The following is a 21346-nucleotide window of genomic DNA, read 5'->3' as shown; positions in this document are numbered from 1 at the left end:
CCGGGCTCAAGGTTTCCAGAGTGGCTTCAGAACTAAAGCCCTCTGCTCTATTCGCGTGACTGGGCTCTGTTCCAGCGTCCCCCGCGCCCTGGACCATTACAATCCGGCGCGTGAAGATGTCCACGAGGCCAGACCTCTCGCCAGCCGACGTGCTGCTGCGCCTGCGGGCAGCCGGCGCGCCCGGCTTGATCCTGCTGGAGTCGCTGGGGCCGGTGGTGCCGTATGGCCGCTACTCGCTGCTGAGTGCCTGGCCGCAGGCGGTCCAGACGGAACTCCCGGAACGGCCCCAGGGAGGCAGTCTGTTTCCAGCATGGCTGGGCGGCCTGAAGTACGAGGCGGCACGCGAGTTCGGTCTCAGTGTGCATCCACCCCGGGGCACGGCCATGTGGTGGGGCCTGTACCCCTCGGGGCTGCTGTGGGACCGTGAAGCCGGGACCTTCAGCGTAGTAGGCGAGCCCCACGTGGACTGGAAGGCGGTGCTGGAAGGACCCGGGGCTACGGTCCCCGCCCTGCAGGTCGGCCCGTTCGGTGCCGATGACGTGGACTATCCGGCCGGCGTGCGGGCCGTTCAGGAGCTGATCCGCGCCGGCGAGGTCTATCAGGTCAACCTCTCGCGCGGGGTGCGGGCCGGGGCCAAGGGGGATCCCCTGGCCGCCTACCTGCGTCTGCGGGAGCTCAATCCCAGCCCGTTTATGGCGTTCGCTGACCTGGGCGACGAGGTGGTCGTGTCATGCAGCCCCGAGCGGTTGGTGCTCTGGGAAAGCGAGACCCTCAGTGCCCGGCCCATTGCCGGCACACGCAGACGCGGCGAAACTTTGCAGGAAGACACTGCCTTCGAGGCGGAACTGCGAGAAAGTCCCAAGGAGGTCGCGGAGCACACCATGCTGGTGGATCTGGTGCGCCACGATCTGGGGCGGGTGGCCGCGCCGGGCACGGTGCATGTCCCGGACCTGATGCTGGTCGAGCGCTACAGCCACGTCATGCACCTGGTTTCGGAAGTCGAGGCAAAGGCGCGGCAAGGCGTGACGCTCCGGGAAGTACTGGCCGCGACCTTTCCAGGGGGCACCATCACTGGCGCCCCCAAGGAGCGGGTGATGGAGGCGATTCACGCACTGGAACCCGGGCCACGAGGCTGGTACACCGGCGGGTTGGGGGTAGTCAGCGGGGCGCGCGTGGACCTGAACATCCTGATCCGGACGGCCGCATTCACCCGGGCCGGTGCCCCGGACCACTGGACCGTGGAGGTCCGCGCGGGCGGAGGCACCGTGATCGACGCCAATCCCGCCCGCGAAGCGCAGGAAACGGTTCACAAGGCCCAGGCCCTGCTGAGTGTGCTCTCAGGGGTGCCAGGCCGGGCCGCCCAGCCGACCGCACCGCCTGTTCCGGGCCGGGTCTGGGCTCCACCGCAAGCTCCAGCCAGCATGCCAGGACTGCGCGTGCTGCTGCTGGACAATCGCGATTCGTTTACCTGGAATCTGGTGCACGACCTGCTCAGCCTGGGTGCTCAGGTAGAAGTGCGCTCGCAGGATGAAGAGGCCGGAGCGCTGCTGGAGACCCAGCCGGACGCAGTGCTGGTAGGGCCGGGACCCGGCACGCCGGACTCCAGCGGCTGCACCCTGCCGCTGACCCGGCTGTGCCTGGAACGTGGCGTCCCGCTGCTGGGTGTCTGTCTTGGCCATCAGGCGCTGGGGCAGGTGCTGGGCGGCGAGGTGACGCGGGCGCAACCGGTGCACGGTCGTCTGGCCCGGATCAGCCATGGGGGCACCGACCTGTTTGCAGGCGTGGCTCCGGGAGCCCCGTTCGGGCGCTATCACTCGCTGGTGGTGCGCGGGCTGCCGGACCCGCTGGTCACGGCCCGCAGCCTCGACGGTGAGGTCATGGCGCTGCGGGCGCCCGGGCAGCAGGCCTGGGGAGTCCAGTTTCATCCCGAAAGCGTGCTGAGCCCGGCGGGGCGCACGTTGCTGGGCAACTGGCTGCGGCTGTCGGATCCGTCCGCGCGCCGCCCATGAAACCCCTGCCCCATCACCTTGACCACCCAGCCTGGCTGCACGGAGCGACCGCGTTCACCACCGTACGCACGCGCTATGGTCAGGCCCTGCACTGGTCCACGCACCTCAGCCGCCTGAAGGACACCTGCAGGTTTCTTGGACTGCCTAACCCTGATCCAGACCTGTTGCCATTCGAGCCATTGCCCTGGGGCCTCGCACGCGTCACAGTAACAGCAGGTGGTACGTTTCTGTCTCACCGCCCCCTGCAGCCAGGCCCCAGACCTGAAGCGGGCGTGCGGGTCCGCCTCACCGACGTGCAGGTTCATCCCCAGCTCGCTGTTTATAAAACCGGCAACTATCTGCCGTACCGGCTGGCCATGCAGGCGGCCGCAGAGGCCTACGAGGGCTGGCTCCAGACAGCTGCCGGTCACGTGGTGGACGGCAGCCGGACCTCTCCGCTGCTGCATCTGGACGGCCAGCTGGTGGTTCCAGCCGGAGGCCTTCCTGGCGTGACCCGCGCCCTGTACCTGCGGGACACGCTCCATGTCGAGCGGCCCGTGCACCGTGAGGAACTGGCCGAGGTCGCGGCCGCCTGGGTCTGTGGCAGTGGGGTGGGAGTGATCCCGGTGTCGGAGCTGGAGACGCCTGCGGGTGTCCGGTCCCTACGGGTCCACTGGCCCGACGCCACCGACCCTGCCCTGCTCTGGCCTGATCCGGACTGAATACAGGCGGCGAGGGAAGCCCGCCTCGCCGCCTGTTCAAGGGTTTCAGAACATGCCTTATAACGGTTCTCCAAATCACGCCGCCGAGAACACAGAGTCTCGGCGGCGTGATTTTGCGATCTGCTCGGGCGAAAAGATGCCGCTTGACCGATACTTTAGTGCCCGTCCTGACCGCTGCGTTCGCTTTGCAGGCGCCCGCCACCGTGAACGTCTTCGAGCCTCACGGCACCGTGCTGACGCATCAGCCTGAGGGCTTCGTCAGCACGGGTTCCGGCCGGGTCACGGGCAATGACCAGGACATTACCGGACTTGAGTCCGTTGGCGAAGCGCTCGGCATGCGCGGCCGGCACCCCCATACGGCGCAGCAGCTTGACGTAGTCTCCGTGGTCCGAACCGGTCAGCGCACCGAACAGGCCGCCAATCCCCAGGCCACCCAACGCACCAAACAGCATGGAGGTCAGACCGCCGTCACTGTAGATCCGGGTATCGGGAATAATCAGAAACAGCAGCCAGATCGGCACGGTGAGGGCCAGCCCGCCGACCAAACCTAGAAAGGCTCCACGCATCACGCTGGCACTGCCTCCGGGTTCCCCGGCTTCGGGGCTGATGCCGGTGGCCTGCGCAATATCACGCTCGATCACGGTATCGGCCAGGGAGAAGCCCAGGTGTTCACGGCCAAAGCCGCGTGACTGCAGCGCTTCCAGGGCCGCCTGGGCCTGGCGCGGCTCGCGGAAGAGGGCAACGACGCTTTCCATGCCCGCATTTCTACCATGAGGCCTGTCTGAAACGCGAGGGACAAAGCACCGTAAGGGAAAGGTCCGGTACGTTTCACCCTACCCCCTTTTCCTATACTGCCCCTCATGGTGAACGTGGTTTCTGTGGCCCTCCCCGACGCAGCGTTTGAAACGCGTCTGCGTGAGGTGCTGCGGTCCCGCGTGGAATTTATCGAGCTGATTGGTGACGACCTGGTGGCGGCCGGCGGCAAGCGCACCCGCCCTATGATCACCCTGCTGGCTGCGCAGGCGCTTGGTGTGGGTCCAGGCTCGCCCCAGTGGTCCGGGGTGGTGGACCTGGGCGTGTGTGTGGAACTGCTGCACTCCGCGTCGCTGCTGCACGACGATCTGATCGATGACGCCGACACCCGCCGCGGCCAGCAGGCCGCCTTCCGGCGCTTTGGCAACGTGGTCAGCGTCATGAGCGGTGACTTCATGCTGGCGCGGCTGCTCACGCTGCTTGCAGGAATGCCTTCCGGTACGGCGCTGACCCGCGCCTTTGGCGAAACCGCCTCGCAGATCTGTGAGGGCGAGGTGCTGCAGTTTCAGGTCGCGGCCTACGCTGACTACCGGCTGGAGCACTACCTGAACATCATCCACGGCAAGACCGCCGCCCTGACCGAACTGGCCGCCTGCGCCCCGGCAATGCTGCTGGGCAGCTCAGCGCTTCAGCGCGAGGCGCTGACCACCTTCGGACGCGAGTACGGTCTGGCATTTCAGATGCAAGACGACCTGCTCGACCTGGCGGGCCAGGAAAACGTGATCGGCAAGCCGGTCGGCGGCGACCTGCGCGAGGGCAAAGCGACCCTGCCGACCCTGCTGATGCTGGACGGTCCCCACGCTGACGAGGTGCGCGAGGTGCTGGAACGCCGCGCCGCGCAACCGGGAGATGTGCAACGGATGCAGATGCTGGCCGGGGAATGCGGCGCCCTGGAACAAACGCGGGAGGAGATCCGCCGGCGGGCCCGGCTGGCTGCTGAGGCTCTGGAAAGTCTGCCTCCGACGGAAGCGCGTACTGCCCTGCTGGCCATGGCCCAGCGCGAAATCCTGCGTACTCACTGACTTCACCACGGATCCTGCAGGTGTTCGGTCAATCTGGACAATCTGGCGGGGGTCAAGCACACACCTGACATTTGCCAGGGTCCGGGCAGCACAGCCTGGCGGCTTCTATGGTGGAACCGGTTCAAGGTTTCGCACGCCTGGGCGGGAGTGCATGCGCCTTGACGCCTGCGCGCCAGGCGAGTAGAACGTGTGGGGTTTGCTCAAACCGGAAGTCCGTCCTGGCCGGGGTTTCTCCCGCGTCTCGAAGACGGCTCGGGGCACCTGTCTATATAGGTTGGCGGGGCCATGTATGCTGCCCTGGACCACCCAGGCAAAGCCCCTTTTCAAAGGAGACCGTACGAATGCGGGCATCAGGACTCAACTGGCAGGGCCTCATGGAGCAACTCCAGCAGGCGCTGCCGTATTGCGAGGTCACGGATCAGTCCCTGGCCTACTTCAAATACCCCAAGCGCACCCTCAGCGTGAACCTCCCCGTACGCATGGACGACGGCCGAGTACAGGTGTTTCGTGGCTACCGCACCGTTCACAGCACCGCGCGCGGCCCGAGCATGGGGGGCGTCCGCTTTAAGGCCGGTCTGAACGCGCACGAATGCGAGGTGCTGGCCGCCATCATGACGCTCAAGGCCGCCGTGGCAGACCTGCCGCTGGGCGGGGCCAAAGGCGGCGTGGATGTAGACCCGTCTATCCTGAGCCCACATGAGATCCAGGGCCTGACCCGGCGCTACACCAGTGAGCTGGTCGAGCTGATCGGCCGCAACGAGGACATCCTGGCGCCCGACGTCGGCACCGACGAGCAGATCATGGCCTGGGTGCTCGACGCCTACAGCGAGAACACCGGGGAAACCGAAAATGGTGTGGTGGTCGGCAAACCTCTGACCCTGGGAGGCAGCTACGGCAGCAAGGACGCCCGTGGGCGCAGCGCCGCGCTGGTGGCTGTGCGGGTGCTGGAGTCCGGGGGCCAGAGCATAGACCGGGCCCGGGTCGCCGTGTACGGTTTCGGCAACGTGGGCCGGCGTGCGGCCCAGACGCTGGCCGCGCAGGGCGCCCTGGTCGTGGCGGTCAGTGACCAGGACGGCGCCGCCTTTGCCAGCAGTGGCCTGGACCTTGACGCCCTGGTGGCCTACCGCGAGATGCACGGCACCGTGCAGGGCTTCGGTATGAGCATCACGCCCGACGAAGTCGCCGAGCTGGATGTGGACGTGCTGATGCTGGCCTACGACTACGGCGCCATTCATGCCGGTAACGCCCACGCCATTCGCGCCCGCTATGTCGTGGAAGCCACCAACCGCGCCGTGATGCCCGAAGCCGAACGCTTCCTGGAAGCGCAGGGCGTGGTCGTGCTGCCGGATCTGGTGGCCAGCATCGGCGGTCTGGTCGTCAACTACCTGGAATGGGTGCAGGACGCCAGCAACTTCTTCTGGACCGAGGACGAGATCGAGAAGGCGGTGGACTCGCGTGTCAATGCGGCGCTGGACAATGTACTGGCCTTCATGACCCAGCAGGGCGTCAACATGCGCACTGCCGCCTATGCTATCGCCCTGAACCGGCTGAACAACGCCACGGTCATGCGCGGGGTGTATCCGTAAGCAGCTTCAAGCTCCACGGCACCAGCACACCAGTCTGCGCGCCCTGGACCACCATCTGAATTTCCCCCCCAGGAGCCGCCCGCGTTCCTTTTCCTCCCCAAGGAGTGTCCACCCATGACCACGACCCAGGACCCCAAGTCCACCCGCCAGCACGAGATTCCCAGCTATCTGGACCCCAACAACATCGGCCCCTACGAGATTTTTCTGGAGCAGGTCGAGCGCGTCACGCCGTACCTGGGCAAGCTCGCTTACTGGGTCGAGACCCTCAAGCGGCCCAAGCGGATTCTGGTGGTGGACGTGCCGGTCCACCTGGATGACGGCAGCGTGGCGCACTTCGAGGGCTACCGCGTACAGCACAACACCTCGCGCGGCCCCGCCAAGGGCGGCGTGCGTTACCACCAGGACGTGACCCTCAGCGAAGTAATGGCCCTCTCGGCATGGATGACGGTCAAGAACGCCGCCGTCAACCTGCCCTACGGCGGCGGCAAGGGCGGCATCCGCATCGACCCGCGCAAGTACAGCACCGGGGAACTCGAGCGTGTCACCAGGCGCTACACCACCGAGATCGGGCTGATCATCGGGCCGGAGAAGGACATCCCGGCGCCCGACGTGAACACGGGCCCGCAGACGATGGCCTGGATGATGGACACCTATTCCATGAACGTGGGCCGCACCGCCACCGGCGTGGTCACCGGTAAACCTGTCTCCCTGGGCGGCTCGCTGGGGCGCGCCGACGCCACCGGACGCGGGGTGTTCGTCACCGGCGCCGAGGCCATGCTCAAACTGGGCATGCCGATGCAGGGCGCCCGTATCGCCGTGCAGGGCTTCGGCAATGTGGGCGAGGCGGCCGCGCGCATCTTCCACGAGCACGGCGCGAAGATCGTGGCGATCCAGGACGTGACCGGCACCATCGCATGCGAGACCGGGATTGATCCCGCGGTGGCCCTGGCCCACCTGCGCCAGAGTGGCTCGATCACCGGTCTGGAGGGGACCGACACCCTGCAACGTGACGAGTTCTGGGACGTGGCCTGTGACGTACTGATTCCAGCGGCACTGGAAAAGCAGATCACGCTGGAGAACGCCGGACGCATTCAGGCCCGCCTGATCGTCGAAGGGGCCAACGGACCCACCATTCCGGCGGCCGATGACCTGCTCGCCGAGCGTGGGGTCACCGTGGTTCCGGACGTGCTGGCCAACGCCGGTGGCGTGACAGTGTCGTACTTCGAGTGGGTGCAGGACTTCAGCTCGTTCTTCTGGACCGAGGACGAGATCAACAACCGCCTTGACCGCATCATGCAGGACGCCTTCCGCAGCCTGTGGGACGTCAAGGAGCGTCATGGCGTCACCCTACGCACGGCGGTGTACATCGTCGCCTGCACCCGGGTCCTTGAAGCCCGCGCCCTGCGCGGCCTCTACCCCTGAACCCAGGCTGTGCATCTGAAGAAGGGCCACACCTTAGGCGGTGTGGCCCTTCTTCAATATCTGGCCATGCTCAGGCCTGTGCCCAGTCGCGCAGGTATGCCGCGACCAGATCGCTGACGTTGATGCCTTCGCGCTGTGCCTTCTCGATCTGGCGGGCCTTTTCCTCGCGGGTCATGGGTAACCACAGCGCCACCTTTTCCTGCCCGTCTTCCACCATGAACTCGCCGCCAAACCCGTCTCGCTGAACCACGCCACTGTTTTCCATGCTGTCCTCCTGCCCGGCCTGCATCAGCCACTCTGTTACCCGCGCTCTGAGAAACCGCCATTCCCGACCCACCTTGCGCCCTGGAATTCCGCCTCCACGGACGAGCTGGTAGGCGGTCGTCTCACTGACCTTCAGGTACGCGGCGAGTTCTTCCAGGGTCATCACTTCGTCCATCTCCGGTCGCCTCCCTGCAACTGGTGCCATCTTGCGTCATCTAATGAAATTTGTCAATATCTAACGTAAGATAGCTACAGATAGCCCTAGATCTGGCAGCAGACTCCCCGTCTGGAAACACATAAAAGACGAACCGGCCGCTGTTCCAGGCGACCGGTTGACTCTGGAGCAGCCTTAGTACAGCTTGTCCAGCACGTCGTCTTTCATGACAAAGCTGTTCTCGCGCGTGGGGAATTCGCGGCGGCGCACCTCGGCAGCGTACTGCGCGATGGCCTCGCGGGACACCCGGCCCACCTCGGCGTAGCGCCTGGCGATCTTCTTTTCCTCGCCTTCGTAGATGCCCAGCAGGTCGTGGGTTACCAGCACCTGTCCATCACAGTTGATCCCAGCACCAATGCCGATGGTAGGTACCCGGAGCCGCTCGGTAATCAGCTTGGCCAGCCGCGCGGGGATGGCTTCCAGAACCACACAGAAGGCCCCAGCTGCTTCCAGAGCCAGCGCCCCTTCGAGAGTCCGGCGCGCCGTGTCGTCATCCTTGCCCTGGACCCGCAATCCGCCCTGAGCCGTGGCCGTCTGAGGCATCAGGCCCACGTGCCCGACGACCGGGACACCGTTGCGGGTCAGGGTATCGACCACCTGAAGAACTTCCGGGGTGCTGCCCTCCATTTTCACGGCGTCGGCACCAGTCTCCTGGATAATCCGGACGGCTTTGCGCATGGCGTCGGTCACGCCCGTGTGGTACGTCCCGAACGGCATGTCCACCACCAGAAAGGTCTGTGGGGCCCCACGGCGTACGGCCTTACCGTGATGGATCATGTCTCCCAGGGTTACGGGCGCAGTGCTCTCGTACCCCAGGACGACGTTGCCCAGGCTGTCGCCGACCAGAATCAGATCCACGCCGGCGGCCTCGGCGTGCAGGCCGCCCGGATAGTCATAGGCGGTCACCATCACCAGGGGCTGCTCGGATTGCAAAAGCTCTGGGATACTGCGTTTCATGCGGCGAGCGTAGCAGAACAGGGCGCGGCGGCCTGTACCAGCCCCGCGCCCTGTTTCCATGCCGGTTCTCAGGCCTTGATCACTTCTCCGTAGCGGCCCAGCAGCAGATAGATGATCCAGCCGGTGACGGCCACATACAGCCACACCGGCACGGTCCAGCGCACCCACGCGCGGTGCCGGTTGAAGTAGCCACGGGCGGCCGGCAGGTCGATGTTGCGCAGGTTGCCCGCCGCCTTAAGTCCCTTCCAGGCGTTCCACAGGGCCAGCAGGGCCAGCGGCAGGTTCGCCGCCGCCAGGATGATGTGGCTGATCAGCAGCGCCAGGTAAGCACCCCGGTTGGGACCGATGTATTTCTTCTCGTAGCCCAGGCCCAGCCGGGTCAGGTACAGCACCAGAAACACCGTGGCCAGACCACTGGCCAGCAGCATGGCCTTCATATGCGCCTCGCGGTTGCCTCCCCGGATCAGGAACACCCCGGCCATCAGCGCCAGCCCGCTCAGAACGATCGTGAAGACCGCCCATTGATTAATCGTTTCTGCCATAACAGCGCCAGTGTACGGGTCACCCCCCGGGGCAGGTGTCTGACTGCGGGGGTGTCCGTGCGGCGGGGGACAATTCTCAGCCCGGTGAGGTGTCTAGAATGCCGGCAGGACCGCACCGGTCCCGGTGAGGCGCCAACTTCTGCCCCGGGACCCCGCGGAAGGGACGGTGAATGAATTGAGCTCAACCTTGAGGGCCACCCCTGGCACGGACACCCGGCCCACACCAAGCCTCTGGCTGCCCCGGCTGGCGTGGGGTGCGCTGGCCTACAACGTACTGGTCATTCTGTGGGGCGCGGTGGTCCGGATTACCGGTGCCGGCGCCGGCTGCGGTGACCACTGGCCGCTGTGTAACGGCCTGGTCGTGCCACAAGACGCCACGGTGCATACGCTGATCGAGTTCAGCCACCGCCTGACCAGCGGGCTGAGTGGTGTGCTGGCCCTGGTGCTGCTTTTCCTGGCCTTCCGGCATACACCGGCGCGTCATCCGGCGCGCCTTGGGGCCGTGCTGAGCTTCGGCCTGATCCTGCTTGAAGGGCTGGTGGGCGGGGTGCAGGTCCGGCTGGGCCTGACGGCCGACAGCACCGAACCGGCACGTGGATTCGTGCAGGGGATTCATCTGGCCAACACCTTTGTGCTGCTGGGTGCCCTGCTGCTGACGGCCCTGTGGGCCTCAGGACGGCCGGCGCTTCGGCTCAGGCAGCAGGGACAGGCCGTCTGGCTGGGGGGCGCGGGCCTGGGACTGCTGCTGGTGCTGGGTATGGCCGGCGCGGTGACAGCGCTCGGCGACCTGCTGTTCCTGCCGGCCGACGGCAGTACCCCCATCGAGACGGTCAAGCGTGACTACGCGGCCACGGCGACCCTGATCGAGAACCTGCGAGTGCTTCACCCGATGCTGGCGATCCTGACCAGTGCCTACCTGCTGTGGATGGCCTCCAGGCTCTTTCGGCTGCGCCCGGACGCACAGGTGCGGCGCTGGGGACTGTGGCTCTCTGGGGCCATTGCCGTGCAGATGCTGGCCGGCTTTGCCAACGTCGCCCTGAAGGCCCCGGGATGGATGCAACTGACACATCTGCTGCTGGCGTGCATGATGTGGCTTGTGACCGTGATGCTGGTGTACCGCGCCCTGACTGCCCTGTCCCTCCGTTCCCCCTCCACCGTCTCTGGTGTGCAGGGGCAGGGCGCGTGACCGCAGTGCCGGAGACGGCCGTGCCCTCCGCAGTCCAGACCAGCCCGTTGCGGGCCACCTGGCGGGACTATCTGGCGCTGACCAAGCCCAAGGTCATCAGTCTGTTGCTGTGGACCACGCTGGCGGCAATGTTCATGGCCCAGCGGGGCTGGCCCGGGCTGGGGCTGCTCGTGGTGGTGTCGCTGGCCGGGTACATGTCGGCCGGTTCAGCGGGCGTATTCAACATGATCATCGACCGGGACATCGACCTGAAAATGGCACGTACGGCCAAGCGTCCCACCAGCAGTGGCCTGATCACCAGCCGTCAGGCCGCTGCGTTCGGCGCCACTCTGCAGGTGCTGTCCTTTGTCATGCTGTGGATCTGGGCCACCCCGCTGGCCGCCTGGATGAGTCTGGCCGGCTTCCTGACCTACGTTGTGGTCTACACGTTGTGGCTCAAGCGCAACACCTGGCACAACATCGTGCTGGGCGGTGCAGCCGGGTGTTTCCCGCCGCTGGTGGGCTGGGCGGCCGTGACCGGGGACCTCAATCTGTTCGCCTGGTTCCTGTTTGCCATCATCTTCTTCTGGACGCCGGTGCACTTCTGGGCCCTGGCCCTGATGATCAAAGACGAGTACCGCGAGGTCGGCATTCCGATGTTGCCGGTGGTGCACGGTGACAAACTGACTGTGGCACAGATCGGCCTGTATGCCATCTATACGGTCGTCCTGTCCGTGATGCCGGTGTTTTTCCGTGAGGTTGGGGCGATCTACTTCCTGTCCGCTGCCCTGCTCGGCGGCTGGCTGATGGTGCTGTCGTGGCGCCTTTACCGGCATGTCATGGACGGAAACGCGGTAGAACGCCGGGTGGCGGTGCCGTTGTATCTGTACTCCATGCTGTATCTGGCGCTGCTGTTCGTAATGGCGGCGGTAGACCGGATCGTCTTTGCTCATCTGTAAAGCGAAATAAACAGAGCTTTCAGGCGGCTTCCAGAACAGGGGGCCGCCTGTGCTGCTTTCTTCTTAGCCCGGCAACGTCGTGATATGGCAGGACACTTGCCTGCCCTTCAATCTGGGCTCATGACAGCGGCCTGACCGTTCGGTCGAATAGGGAAACTGGCCGGGCCGGTCGCGTGCGCCGGAAGCGCGCATTTCCTGTCATGACCAATTAGACTGCAGGCAGACGAAAGGAGTGAAGTTGAACACCATCCAAGACCGCCACAGCGGCACAGCCCGGCCGCGCAAACGCCCAGCGGCCTTCCCGGCCCTGGCTGCCGGGCTGGCCGCCACGTTGCTCACCGGCTGCCAGCAGTCCGAACAATTTCTCTCAATTGGAGACATGAGTTCGGACTACAACAAAGAGATCTTCTGGATGAGTCTGTGGGCCATTGCGCTCTCGATCATCGTCTTTGTTGGGGTCTCGTGGGCTCTGTTCTACTCGGTGCAGAAGTTCCGCGAGGACCGTCACGAGGCGCCGCCGGCCCAGTTCCACGGCAACAACCGCCTGGAAGTCATCCTGGTGGCTGTGCCGGTTGTGATCGTGATCCTGCTGAGCGTGCTGACCGTGCGCAGCATGGCCCGTCTGAACCCCGTGCCCGTCAATGCTCCCAAGATTGATGTGCTGTCCAAGCAGTTCTGGTGGAACTTCGCCTATCCCACCGTGACCAGTGACGCCGGCGGCACGGTGGCCAACGCCAACGAGATGGTCATGCCCACCAACCAGCCGGTGGTGCTGAACCTGACCAGTGGGGATGTGATTCACGGTTTCTGGGCTCCCAACATCGGTGGACAGCGTCACGCGCTGCCCAGCGTTATCCGCACCTGGAAGGTCGACACCGAACGTCCCGGTGTTTATCAGGGCAACTGCTCGCAGCTGTGTGGGGCCAGCCACGCCAACATGCGCTACAAGGTCATCGCGCTGGAGCCCGAACGCTACGCAGCGTTCCTGGCGGCCGCCAAGGCCTACCGTGCCCCCACGCCCGCCGAGGGCAGCGCCGAGGCCCGCGGCTACACGCTGTTCATGCAGGGCAAGGCTTCCACGGGCGCTCTGGCCTGCTCGGCCTGTCACCGCGTTCAGGGAACGCCGGCTGCGGGCGCGGCCGGCCCGGACCTGAGCTTTTTCGGCACCCGCCGTACGCTGGGTGCCGGCATGTGGGAAGGTGAGGTCGCCGAAAGGAACCTGGTTCCGTGGATCGCGAACAGTCCAGGGATGAAGCCCGGTGCCCTGATGCCCACCTATGACGGCAGCGAGTACCTGGTCAACGGCAAGGTGCAAAAAGGTGGCGTTCTGACCCGGGCGGAAATCGAGGATATCGCCGCTTACCTGCGCAGTCTGAAGCTGCCGGAAGAGGCGGACTATTGGCGCGGCACGCCGGTGTACGGCGTCCGTGCAGGAGGAACGCAGTGACCGTTCAGCACGCTCCGCAGACCACCGCCACCCAGCGTGGCGTGTGGGAGGTCGTCAAGGACTACATGATGACCACCGATCACAAGAAGATCGGGATTCTGTACATCTTCGTGTCTATTCTGGCCTTTGCTGCCGCTGGTCTGCTGGCGGTGGCCATCCGCGTGCAGCTGGCGCTGCCCAATCAGGAAATTCTGGTCGGCACGGCCTACAACCAGGTGCTAACGGTCCACGCGGCCCTGATGATCTTTTTCTTCCTGATTCCCATCGGGCTGTTCGGCTTCGGAAACTTTTTCCTGCCGCTCCAGCTGGGAGTACGGGACGTCGCGCTGCCGCGCGTCAACACGTTTGCGGTGTGGCTGTTTGTCTTCAGTCTGATCCTGGTCGTACTGGGCCTGTGGAACGGCGGGGCACCCAGTGTCGGCTGGACCTTCTACTACCCGCTGTCCGTGGACGCCAACCAGACCGGTGTCAGCGTGCTGATGGTGGCCCTGATCCTCAACGGCATCGGGTCGCTGCTGGGCAGCGCGAACTTTGCGGCCACCATCGTCAACCTGCGGGCCCCGGGCATGAGCCTGTGGAAGATGCCCATCTTCTGCTGGAGCATCTTTGCCACCAGCATCCTGCAGCTGGTGTCGCTGGGAGGCCTGACGGCGGCGGCGCTGGTCACCTATCTGGAAATCAAGATGGGGCTGAGCATGTTTAACCCCGGCATCAACGGTGTGCCGGTGCTGATGCAGCAGTTCTTCTGGTTCTACTCGCACCCGGCCGTGTACGTCATGCTGCTGCCCTACCTGGGGATCGGCGCGGAAATCGCCTCCACCATGGCCCGCAAGCCGCTGTTCGGCTACCGCGTGATGGTGTACTCGCTGCTGGGCATCGTGCTGGTCAGCCTGCTGGTATGGGTACACCACATCTTCGCGGTGGGCCTGCCGGAAATCTGGCAGATTGCCTTCGCCGTGATGACCCTGATCGTGGCCGTCCCGACCGGTGTGAAAATCTTCAACCTGATCGGTACGCTGTGGGGCGGCCGCATTCTGATGAAGTCCCCCACCTACTGGCTGGTCGGCTTTATCTTCAACTTCCTCGTCGGCGGGATTACCGGCGTTTCGCTCGGCATGATTCCCTTCGACTATCAGGTCACGATGTCCTACTACGTGGTGGCGCACTTCCACAACGTGATGATGTTCGGCACGGCCTTCCTGGCCATGGGCGGCATCTACTACTGGTGGCCCAAGATGACCGGGCGCTTCCTGGACGAGAAGTATGGCCTGTGGCACTTCTGGCTGTTCATGATCGGCTCGTGGCTGACCTTCCTGCCGCAGTACATTCTGGGAATGCTGGGCATGCCCCGGCGCTACTACACCTACCCCGAAGGCAACTTCGCCTGGACCGAGCTGAACTTCCTGAGCACGCTGGGCGCCCTGACCCTGCTGGCCGGCGGCGTGGTGTGGGTGTGGAACATGGGGCAAAGCCTGCAGCGTCCCATTACGGCCGGGCCCAATCCCTGGGGCGGCTTCACCCTGGAGTGGACGGCAGCCTCACCACCTGCTGCCTACAACTTCGCGCATGACTTTCCCACCAACTTCCCCACCGAGCGCCCACTGTATGACTGGGAGAAGAGCGGAGAAACCCTGACCCCGGTGGACCCCAAGACCATTCACCTGCCGGTGGACAGCATCTGGCCCTTCGTGACCGCATTTGGCCTGCTGCTGATGGGGTATGGCCTGAGCTTCGGTTGGTTTACCAACTACTCCCCGGCTGTCGGCCTGAGGCCCTTCTCCGAGGCCTCACCGGGTTTCCTGTTCGCGACGGTGCTGCTGTACCTGAGTTTCCCGGTGTTCCTGTGGGGCCTGTTCAAGTGGGCCGGTACCCGTGAGTACGCCGTGCCGGTCGAGCACCACCACCTGACCAAATACGACAACGGCTTCATGGGCATGAGCTGGTTCATCCTGAGTGAAATTGGCCTGTTCGCCGTGCTGATCGCCGGGTACGTGTACCTGCGTGTGATTGGTGCCGCTGAGCCGCCGGCCCTGCGTCCCCAGCTCTGGCTGGCATCGCTCAACACCCTGATTCTGGTCAGCTCGTCGGGCGTGATTCACAAGGCCGAGCAGGACATGCACCATGGCCGCGTGACGTGGGGCCGCCTGGGGCTGTTCATCACCCTGCTGCTGGGCGCGCTGTTCATGATCTTCCAGGTGTACGAGTTCGCGCTGTTCGGTGTGGAAAGCGACTGGAAACAGAACCTGTGGCAGGCCTGCTTCTTTATCATCGTCGGCCTCCACGGTCTGCACATCCTGATCGGGGGCGTAGGCGTGGCTCTGCCGTACTACCAGGCCGTGACCGGCAAGATCGATAAGCACAACCACGGCTCGCTGACCGCTGCCAGCATGTACTGGCACCTGGTGGACGTGGTGTGGCTGCTGATTGTGGCGATCTTCTACGCCTGGTAACCATCAGCTGTTCTGAGAAAGGAGTGCCCGGGCGGGCACTCCTTCCTTCGTTGTAGGGCCTTCGTCGTGGGGACACACGCCCGCCACATCCGGCCTACCCTGGAGGTCATGAAGTGGTTGACCGCCTCCCTCCTGACCATCGCTGCCGTGCTGGCAGGTCTGCTGCTGTTCCGGAGCCTCTCCCCTGCCCCCCTGGGAGGGGACGACCTGGGCACCCCGAAACCACTACCCGCCCTGAGTCTGATCAGCGAGCGCGGCCAGCCCACCCGTCTGAATGCTGCTGATGGCCGTCTCCGGCTGGTGTTTTACGGCTTCGTGCGCTGCCCGGACGTGTGCCCGGCCACGCTGACAAGCCTGAAAACCACCTACGACAAGCTGACTCCGCAGGTACGCCAGCGCGTGCAGGTCCAGTTCATCACGGTGGACCCGGAGCATGACACACCGGCAGTCGTTCGCCGGTACCTTGCGGGTTTCAACCCGTCCTTCAGTGGGCTGACCGGGAAGGCCGAAACCATTGATGAGGCCGCCCGGCAGATGTTCGTGACCAACGTCAGGCCCATGCCCACGCGGGACCACAGCAGTCATCAGGACACACCGCCCACCGCAGGATCCGGCGCCGACAACGCGCAGCAGGCAGGAGCATCAGCGCGCGAAGCTGCGAGACTGCACGGCGATCAGGTCAGCGTGGTGGATGGACAGGGCCGCTTCGTGCGGGTCTATGGCAACAGCGATGTGCTGGCCGGGGTGCTGGACCAGGACCTGCCACAGCTGGTACGGCGGTACGCCGACTGAACCGGACCGTGCGGCGCCGTCCGAAGCCTGATCTCTGTGTCTCCGCATTCTGTCATGCAAATAACCTTCTTGCTTGTTCCGTTTCTAGCGAAATCCAGGTATGATGAACCCATGACCGACCCCGCCACCAACCTGGACGCTGCCCTGCGCCCAAAAACCCTGACCGAATACGTAGGACAGGAGAAGCTGAAGGACAAGCTCGGCGTGTATCTGCAGGCAGCCAAGGGCCGGCGGGAGGCGCTGGATCACACGCTGCTGTTTGGCCCGCCGGGACTGGGCAAAACCACACTGGCGCATATTATTGCCGCCGAATTGGGTGTAAATATCCGCGTCACCTCGGGTCCTGCCATTGAGAAGCCGGGGGACCTTGCGGCCATCCTGACCAACAGCCTGGAAGAGGGTGACGTGCTGTTTATCGACGAGATTCACCGCCTGGGCCGCGTGGCCGAGGAACACCTCTACCCGGCCATGGAGGATTTCAAGCTGGACATTGTGCTGGGCCAGGGCCCGGCGGCCCGCACCATCGAACTGCCTCTGCCGCGATTCACGCTGGTGGGCGCCACCACCCGCCCCGGTCTGATCACTGCGCCCATGCGCAGCCGCTTCGGGATCATTGAGCACCTGGAGTACTACACGGCCGAAGAGATCGGCACCAACCTGCTGCGTGACGCCCGGCTGCTGGGCTTTGGCCTGGAGGAGGACGCCGCCCTGGAAATCGGGGCACGCAGCCGCGGCACCATGCGCATCGCCAAGCGCCTGCTGCGCCGCGTGCGCGACTACGCTGACGTGGCTGGCGAAACGGTGATTGGGCTGGAACGTGCCCACGACGCCCTGGATAAGCAGGGGCTCGACGCGGCCGGATTGGACGACCGCGACAAGAAGTACCTCGAAACGCTGATTCACCGTTTCGCGGGTGGTCCCGTAGGCGTGGACACCCTGGCAACCGCCATCAGCGAGGATGCCCTTACGCTGGAAGATGTATACGAGCCCTACCTCATCCAGCTGGGCTTTATCAAGCGCACCCCGCGGGGGCGCGTGGCCACCGCGCACGCCTATGACCACCTGGGATTGCCGGTCGGTGGCGTGGACGGGGACCTGGGGCTGTTTATCAACTGAGGGCAGCACCAACCAGGCGGGCACCGGAAGCTTACCTCCGGTGCCCGCCTGGTTACGTCGTTCAGCGCAACTGGCCCAGCCACTCCTCACAAAGCTGCACGTCCTCACCCGTCAGTTCGTGCCCTGCATTCAGCAGGTGCTGCTGCACCTGGGCACCGGCACCTTTCAGGTAAGGAGTCACGCCCCCGGCATGGGCGGCGTATGGGTCGTGCGCTCCATGCAGCACCAGGACGGATACCCCGCTGAGGTCTGTGGCTGGCGGCTCATCCAGAGGCATCACCGGCCGCAGCAGGGCAGCTCCCAGAAAGGTCTGCGGGTGGGTTGCCAGAGTGGCCAGGGCGATATTGGCCCCATTGCTATAGCCCAGGGCGACCACCCGCGCAGGGTTCAGACCGTATTCCTCAGCGGCGTCCTGAACGAACCGGGACAGAGCCGCCGCCTCGCTGCGGATCTGCTCCTGGTCATATCGCGTGGCGGAAAAGCGCCGGAAATACCTCGGGAAACCTTCCTCCAGCGAGCGCCCGCGCACGCCCAGCAGATTCGCCTCAGGCGCCACCTGCCGGCCCAGGGTGAGCAGCTGCCGCTCGTTGCCGCCTGTGCCGTGCAGCAACAGGACTGTAAGGTCTCCCGTACCCCGCTCCAGGTGATGAATCCAGTTCAGATCAGTCATGGTGTACCTCACATAAGTCCCGGTTGAATCCTGAAACCTGCAGGATCCACCCCAGCTAAAGGAAGAAGGGTGGAAATGCATTCCGGGCGTGTAATGCCCAAACCGGCACCTTCCCGGTTGGAACACGAAACCAACGGAAACGCGCTTAGTCGATAGGCTTGAGACCGGCAACGATCTGCTCGCGGCGGGCTTCGAAGCGGGGCGGGAGAATCACTTTCTCACCCAGGGTCGTCATGTCCTCGTCCACGCCAAAGCCAGGGCCGTCGGTGGCAATTTCGTACAGGATGCCATTGGGCTCCCGGAAGTACAGGCTGCGGAAATAGTACCGGTCCACTTCACCGCTGGTCTGCAGGCCAAAGTGCCGGAAATGCTCGGTCCAGGCATGGTACTCGTCCTCGTTGGGGGTGCGGAAGGCCACGTGATGCACTCCGCCCGCACCAGGCTGCGCTGGTGACAGGTCCGGGCGCACGGCCACATGCAGTTCCGCGTGCGGGCCCCCGTTTCCCATTTCGTACACGTGTACGGTATGGGCAGGACTCTCCGGGTCGGGGTACTGGCGCACCGGGCGCAGGTTCATGACGCGCTGCAGCACCAGATCGGTGTTGCGCAGGTTTGGCACGGTCATGGTGATGGGTCCCAGGCCACGGATCTGGTGCTCGGTGGGCACGGGGCTGGCCTCCCAGGGAGCCGGCGCGTCTCCAGTGCCACCGTCCACGATCAGCGCCAGGCGCTGACCCTCGTGGTCTTCGAAGTCCAGGGTTGCCCGGCCGTCCCGCTCGACGATCTGACCGTGCTGCACATTCAGGGCGCCCAAGCGCTCGTGCCAGTAGGTCAGGCTGGCTTCATTCCGGACGCGCAGCGCTGTACGCGTCACGGTATGGTTGCCGCGCCGCTCACGGCCCACCGGCCAGTCGAAGAAGGTCAGGTCCGTGCCGGGGGTGCCAACCGCGTCGGCGTAAAACAGGTGATAGGCACTCACGTCGTCCTGGTTCACGCTACGTTTGACCAGCCGCATTCCCAGATCCTGGGTGTAGAAGCGCTTGTTCTCACGGATGTCGGCAGACACGGCGGTGAGGTGGTGGATGCCAGTCAGGTTCAGGGTGGTCATGCAGGGTCTCCTTGGCTCAGGGTCAGGGGGCGCAGGTGCGCTTCGATGGTGGCGCGGCGGGGCTCCAGAAAGGGCGGCAGGGCCAGACGCTGGCCCAGTTGCCCGGCCGTCTCATCGGTGGCGAAGCCGGGACCATCCGTGGCGAGTTCCACGACCAGGCCGTTGGGGTCGCGGATGTAGATGGACTGGAAGTAATAGCGGTCCACCCTGCCACTGTTGCCGTACCCGGCCTGCTCCAGATGCAGCAACCAGGCCAGCACATCGCTGTCCCGCAGGCGCAGGGCCACATGGTGAACACTTCCGGCACCCGGCCGGCTGCGCGGCAGATCGCCTCTCTCGGTTACGTGCAGCTCGGTGTGGGGACCCTGGCCTTCCCCGGGCGCTGCATTCATCTGAAAGACATGCGTCGTGAAGCCTTCGGTGGGATAGGTGCGGATCTCGCGTAGGTGCAGGCCCGTTTCCAGAAACGCGCGGGTTGGCCCCAGATCCGGAACCGTGAAACCGCTGTATCCCAGGCCCTGAATCTGATATTCGACAGGCACGTCGGTCAGGGGGTTGGGCAGCGCGCGGGGGCCTTCTCCCACGTCGTCCACCAGCGCGAGGCGGGTGCTGTCCACATCCTCATAGTACAGGTGGGCGCGTCCGTCCACCCGGGTCACGCCGCTGTGCAGCACGCCATGCCCGGTCAGGCGCCCGGCCCAGTAATTCAGGGCAGCCTCTCCGGTGACGCGGAAGGTGGTCAGGGTCACCGAGTTGTTGCCGCGGTGCTCGCGGGCGGCCTGAGGGAAGTCGAAGAAGGTCATATCGGTTCCCGCACTGCCAGCGCCGTCTGCATAAAACAGGTGGTACATACCCGGCGAGTCCTGATTAACCGTCTTTTTGACCAGACGAAGCCCCAGCACCCGGGTATAGAAGTCATGGTTGCGCGCAATATCGGCGCTGAGTGCGCTGACATGGTGAACGCCGTGCGGCGTGCTGTTCATCGGGCTTCCTCCTGAAAACGGGGCCACAGGCCCGCGAGCAGTCTGGTTTCCTCTGGGGTCAGGCGGTCCAGGAAGCGGCGGCGGACCTCCCGCAGATGACGCACGTGAACCCGGCGCAGCTTCTTTTGCCCCTGCTCGGTCAGCGCCGCTTCCCACCCCCTCCCATCGGTGGCACAGCGGCGGCGTTCGATCAGCCCCTGCGCCTGTAACTTGTCCGCCAGGCGGGTCAGGCCACCTCCGCTGAAGCGCACCCGGCGGGCCAGATCAGTCATACGCAGCCCCTGGGAACCGGCCTCTTCCAGCGTGGTCAGCAGTTCGTAGGCCGGAAGGTTGAGGTCATGGGCGGTCAGTTCGGCGTCCAGCGCCTTCCAGAGGGTGTCGTGGGCGTGCAGGAAGCCGCGCCAGGCGAGCAGTTCGGTAGGAGTCAGGGTTAACATCAGTGATCCTCCCTTCTTGAGAGTTATTCTATATCTAGTTGCTTTGCAAAGCAAATAATTTGGAGACAGGTCGGGCATGTTGTCCGTGGTCTCGCTACACTCGCGGCATGAGCGACCTGCAGGTGCAGATATTTGGGGTCAAGAAAAGTGCGGCGACCCGGGCCGCCGAGCGCTTCTTCAAGGAGCGGAAGATCAAGATCCATATGGTGGATCTCAGGGAGCGGCCCATCGCCAAAGGCGAACTGGCGCGCTTCGTACAGAAATTTGGCCTGAATGCCCTGCTCGATCTGGACGGCAAGGCCTACGCCCAGAGCAATCTCGCCTACCTGCGCACCACCGAGGACGGCGTGATCGCCAGGGTCATCGAGACACCCGATTTGCTGAAGCTCCCGCTGGTCCGTGCCGGCAAGGTGCTGACCGTGGGTGAGGATCTGGCTGGATGGAAGGCCATGCTGGACGGCTGAATACCATTCACCCCACCCTGAGCAAACTCGATGCCGCTGGCCATACGGACCTGTACATCCCGAACACGCCAGAAGAGCTTCGGTCAGGCCTGGACGCACCTGCACACCCGGCAGCATCTTCATCCGGGTGGCGTCCCGCAAGGGCACTTTCTGACGCTACCGCTGCGAGTTCAACCATTACCAGGGCTGGGGGTCATTCGGTAAGTACGGCTTCGAGCCGGTCCG

The 21346-nt window shown here is 64.8% G+C and carries 20 protein-coding genes; 12 read left to right on the top strand and 8 right to left on the bottom strand.

What is annotated here, in order from left to right; translation table 11 throughout:
- Positions 1–116 precede the first annotated feature (116 nt).
- On the top strand, positions 117–2009 hold the full coding sequence (locus IEY49_RS07075; RefSeq protein ID WP_189006545.1) for a chorismate-binding protein: 1893 nt from the start codon (positions 117–119) through the stop codon (positions 2007–2009).
- Positions 2006–2710 (top strand): aminotransferase class IV, encoded by a 705-nt coding sequence (locus tag IEY49_RS07070; RefSeq protein WP_189005908.1) that lies wholly within the window; start codon positions 2006–2008, stop codon positions 2708–2710. The genes IEY49_RS07075 and IEY49_RS07070 overlap by 4 nt, the downstream gene beginning before the upstream one ends.
- Positions 2711–2865: 155 nt before the next feature.
- Here the strand turns inward: IEY49_RS07070 and IEY49_RS07065 are convergent, their stop codons facing one another.
- Positions 2866–3465, bottom strand: coding sequence for a hypothetical protein (locus IEY49_RS07065; protein ID WP_189005905.1), 600 nt, complete (start codon positions 3463–3465; stop codon positions 2866–2868).
- A 105-nt stretch (positions 3466–3570) separates the two neighbouring features.
- Here IEY49_RS07065 and IEY49_RS07060 point away from each other — a divergent pair, with 105 nt between their 5' ends.
- From IEY49_RS07060 to IEY49_RS07050, 3 genes are all read left to right on the top strand, one after another.
- A complete protein-coding gene (locus tag IEY49_RS07060; protein WP_189005902.1) occupies positions 3571–4545 on the top strand; it encodes a polyprenyl synthetase family protein in 975 nt (324 codons plus the stop codon).
- Positions 4546–4886: 341 nt separating this feature from the next.
- Positions 4887–6131 carry a Glu/Leu/Phe/Val family dehydrogenase gene (locus IEY49_RS07055; RefSeq protein WP_189005899.1) on the top strand — a complete coding sequence of 415 codons (1245 nt, stop codon included), beginning with the start codon at positions 4887–4889 and terminating at the stop codon, positions 6129–6131.
- A 114-nt stretch (positions 6132–6245) separates the two neighbouring features.
- The gene (locus IEY49_RS07050) at positions 6246–7553 is read left to right on the top strand and encodes a Glu/Leu/Phe/Val family dehydrogenase (protein ID WP_189005896.1); all 1308 of its coding nucleotides are present in this window, start codon (positions 6246–6248) and stop codon (positions 7551–7553) included.
- A 70-nt stretch (positions 7554–7623) separates the two neighbouring features.
- Here the strand turns inward: IEY49_RS07050 and IEY49_RS07045 are convergent, their stop codons facing one another.
- The 3 genes from IEY49_RS07045 to IEY49_RS07035 all read right to left on the bottom strand — a co-directional run bounded on the left by IEY49_RS07045 (position 7624) and on the right by IEY49_RS07035 (position 9530).
- Positions 7624–7992, bottom strand: coding sequence for a helix-turn-helix domain-containing protein (locus IEY49_RS07045; RefSeq protein ID WP_189005893.1), 369 nt, complete (start codon positions 7990–7992; stop codon positions 7624–7626).
- 174 nt (positions 7993–8166) lie between these two features.
- On the bottom strand, positions 8167–8988 hold the full coding sequence (gene panB / locus IEY49_RS07040; RefSeq protein WP_189005890.1) for a 3-methyl-2-oxobutanoate hydroxymethyltransferase: 822 nt from the start codon (positions 8986–8988) through the stop codon (positions 8167–8169).
- A 68-nt stretch (positions 8989–9056) separates the two neighbouring features.
- Entirely contained in the window at positions 9057–9530 is a 474-nt protein-coding gene (locus IEY49_RS07035; protein ID WP_189005887.1) for a DUF420 domain-containing protein, read from the bottom strand.
- 187 nt (positions 9531–9717) lie between these two features.
- On the opposite strand from IEY49_RS07035, the gene IEY49_RS07030 reads away from it, so the two are divergent.
- The 6 genes from IEY49_RS07030 (at position 9718) to ruvB (ending at position 17459) form a co-directional block, all read left to right on the top strand.
- Complete coding sequence (locus IEY49_RS07030; RefSeq protein WP_189005885.1) at positions 9718–10716, top strand: COX15/CtaA family protein; 999 nt, start codon at positions 9718–9720, stop codon at positions 10714–10716.
- Positions 10713–11654 (top strand): heme o synthase, encoded by a 942-nt coding sequence (locus tag IEY49_RS07025; RefSeq protein ID WP_229780684.1) that lies wholly within the window; start codon positions 10713–10715, stop codon positions 11652–11654. Before IEY49_RS07030 ends, IEY49_RS07025 begins: the two co-directional genes overlap by 4 nt.
- A 232-nt stretch (positions 11655–11886) precedes the next feature.
- Positions 11887–13101, top strand: a complete 1215-nt coding sequence (gene coxB / locus IEY49_RS07020; protein ID WP_189005884.1) for a cytochrome c oxidase subunit II — start codon at positions 11887–11889, stop codon at positions 13099–13101.
- Entirely contained in the window at positions 13098–15551 is a 2454-nt protein-coding gene (locus IEY49_RS07015; RefSeq protein ID WP_189005883.1) for a cbb3-type cytochrome c oxidase subunit I, read from the top strand. The genes coxB and IEY49_RS07015 overlap by 4 nt, the downstream gene beginning before the upstream one ends.
- 108 nt (positions 15552–15659) lie before the next feature.
- Positions 15660–16343 (top strand): SCO family protein, encoded by a 684-nt coding sequence (locus IEY49_RS07010; protein WP_189005882.1) that lies wholly within the window; start codon positions 15660–15662, stop codon positions 16341–16343.
- Positions 16344–16454: 111 nt separating this feature from the next.
- Positions 16455–17459, top strand: coding sequence for a Holliday junction branch migration DNA helicase RuvB (gene ruvB / locus IEY49_RS07005; protein ID WP_189005881.1), 1005 nt, complete (start codon positions 16455–16457; stop codon positions 17457–17459).
- A gap of 61 nt (positions 17460–17520) precedes the next feature.
- On the opposite strand, the gene IEY49_RS07000 is transcribed toward ruvB, so the two are convergent.
- From IEY49_RS07000 to IEY49_RS06985, 4 genes are all read right to left on the bottom strand, one after another.
- Positions 17521–18129, bottom strand: a complete 609-nt coding sequence (locus IEY49_RS07000) for an alpha/beta hydrolase (protein ID WP_189005880.1) — start codon at positions 18127–18129, stop codon at positions 17521–17523.
- A gap of 145 nt (positions 18130–18274) precedes the next feature.
- Complete coding sequence (locus tag IEY49_RS06995; protein WP_189005879.1) at positions 18275–19237, bottom strand: ring-cleaving dioxygenase; 963 nt, start codon at positions 19235–19237, stop codon at positions 18275–18277.
- Positions 19234–20220: a ring-cleaving dioxygenase gene (locus IEY49_RS06990; RefSeq protein ID WP_189005878.1), complete on the bottom strand. Its 987-nt coding sequence runs from the start codon at positions 20218–20220 to the stop codon at positions 19234–19236. Before IEY49_RS06990 ends, IEY49_RS06995 begins: the two co-directional genes overlap by 4 nt.
- A complete protein-coding gene (locus IEY49_RS06985) occupies positions 20217–20657 on the bottom strand; it encodes a MarR family winged helix-turn-helix transcriptional regulator (RefSeq protein WP_189005877.1) in 441 nt (146 codons plus the stop codon). Before IEY49_RS06985 ends, IEY49_RS06990 begins: the two co-directional genes overlap by 4 nt.
- A 107-nt stretch (positions 20658–20764) precedes the next feature.
- Between IEY49_RS06985 and IEY49_RS06980 the strand changes: the two genes are divergently transcribed.
- Positions 20765–21121 (top strand): ArsC/Spx/MgsR family protein, encoded by a 357-nt coding sequence (locus tag IEY49_RS06980; protein ID WP_189005875.1) that lies wholly within the window; start codon positions 20765–20767, stop codon positions 21119–21121.
- Positions 21122–21346: the final 225 nt, after the last annotated feature.

It is taken from the genome of Deinococcus malanensis (genome assembly GCF_014647655.1).
Classification (GTDB): Bacteria; Deinococcota; Deinococci; order Deinococcales; family Deinococcaceae; genus Deinococcus; species Deinococcus malanensis.
This window is presented reverse-complemented; position numbering and strand designations above follow the sequence as displayed.

Excerpts from the sequence above, each read along its gene's own strand:
- IEY49_RS07050 (WP_189005896.1), top strand. The coding sequence starts at position 6,246 with ATGACCACGACCCAGGACCCCAAGTCCACCCGCCAGCACGAGATTCCC.
- IEY49_RS07000 (WP_189005880.1), bottom strand. The coding sequence starts at position 18,129 with ATGACTGATCTGAACTGGATTCATCACCTGGAGCGGGGTACGGGAGAC.
- IEY49_RS07070 (WP_189005908.1), top strand. The coding sequence starts at position 2,006 with ATGAAACCCCTGCCCCATCACCTTGACCACCCAGCCTGGCTGCACGGA.
- IEY49_RS07010 (WP_189005882.1), top strand. The coding sequence starts at position 15,660 with ATGAAGTGGTTGACCGCCTCCCTCCTGACCATCGCTGCCGTGCTGGCA.
- IEY49_RS07065 (WP_189005905.1), bottom strand. The coding sequence starts at position 3,465 with ATGGAAAGCGTCGTTGCCCTCTTCCGCGAGCCGCGCCAGGCCCAGGCG.
- IEY49_RS07045 (WP_189005893.1), bottom strand. The coding sequence starts at position 7,992 with ATGGACGAAGTGATGACCCTGGAAGAACTCGCCGCGTACCTGAAGGTC.
- IEY49_RS07075 (WP_189006545.1), top strand. The coding sequence starts at position 117 with ATGTCCACGAGGCCAGACCTCTCGCCAGCCGACGTGCTGCTGCGCCTG.
- ruvB (WP_189005881.1), top strand. The coding sequence starts at position 16,455 with ATGACCGACCCCGCCACCAACCTGGACGCTGCCCTGCGCCCAAAAACC.
- IEY49_RS07035 (WP_189005887.1), bottom strand. The coding sequence starts at position 9,530 with ATGGCAGAAACGATTAATCAATGGGCGGTCTTCACGATCGTTCTGAGC.
- IEY49_RS07060 (WP_189005902.1), top strand. The coding sequence starts at position 3,571 with ATGGTGAACGTGGTTTCTGTGGCCCTCCCCGACGCAGCGTTTGAAACG.
- IEY49_RS07055 (WP_189005899.1), top strand. The coding sequence starts at position 4,887 with ATGCGGGCATCAGGACTCAACTGGCAGGGCCTCATGGAGCAACTCCAG.
- IEY49_RS06980 (WP_189005875.1), top strand. The coding sequence starts at position 20,765 with ATGAGCGACCTGCAGGTGCAGATATTTGGGGTCAAGAAAAGTGCGGCG.
- IEY49_RS06995 (WP_189005879.1), bottom strand. The coding sequence starts at position 19,237 with ATGACCACCCTGAACCTGACTGGCATCCACCACCTCACCGCCGTGTCT.
- panB (WP_189005890.1), bottom strand. The coding sequence starts at position 8,988 with ATGAAACGCAGTATCCCAGAGCTTTTGCAATCCGAGCAGCCCCTGGTG.
- IEY49_RS06985 (WP_189005877.1), bottom strand. The coding sequence starts at position 20,657 with ATGTTAACCCTGACTCCTACCGAACTGCTCGCCTGGCGCGGCTTCCTG.
- IEY49_RS06990 (WP_189005878.1), bottom strand. The coding sequence starts at position 20,220 with ATGAACAGCACGCCGCACGGCGTTCACCATGTCAGCGCACTCAGCGCC.